Genomic DNA, 421 nt, shown 5'->3' with positions numbered 1-421 from the left:
AGGCAGGCCGCCGCGGGCACGGCCTGCGCGAGGTCGCCCCGGGACGCGGCGGTCAGCGCGAGGGCGACCGGTACGGTCTCGGCGGCGGCGATCCCGTAGCTGTAGACGTGGTCCACGATCTGGTGCTCCAGGACCGGTACCAGCGCGAACGCCCCGGCCCGCTCCCCGGCGAACTCCCGGGCGAGCCGGACCGCGTGGGCCGCGTTGCGGGCGATCTCGGTGCCGTCGGGGAGCTGGGCCAGCGCGGCGTCCACAGCGGTGTCCACGTCCGCCCCGCCCAGCGCCTCGGCGCTCGCGGCGGCCATCGCCCGCGCCCCGTGCACCCCGTCCCCGTCCTGGGTGAAGCGCGCGTCGAACTCCGCGAGCTCCGCCGCCGCGCGGGGGTCGCCCGGGTGGACCACGGCCAGCACGGCCGCCCGTA

Annotated in this window: 1 protein-coding gene; it reads right to left on the bottom strand. The window is 78.9% G+C overall.

Translation table 11 applies throughout. From position 1 onward, the window contains the following. Positions 1-421: ADP-ribosylglycohydrolase family protein (locus tag G3I41_RS33805; protein WP_203602048.1), on the bottom strand; the 421-nt coding region annotated here is incomplete at both ends.

This window comes from Streptomyces sp. SID9727, assembly GCF_010550605.1.
GTDB lineage: Bacteria > Actinomycetota > Actinomycetes > Streptomycetales > Streptomycetaceae > Streptomyces.
The sequence above is the reverse complement of the archived record's forward strand: the minus strand, read 5'-3'. Positions and strand labels throughout refer to the sequence as shown.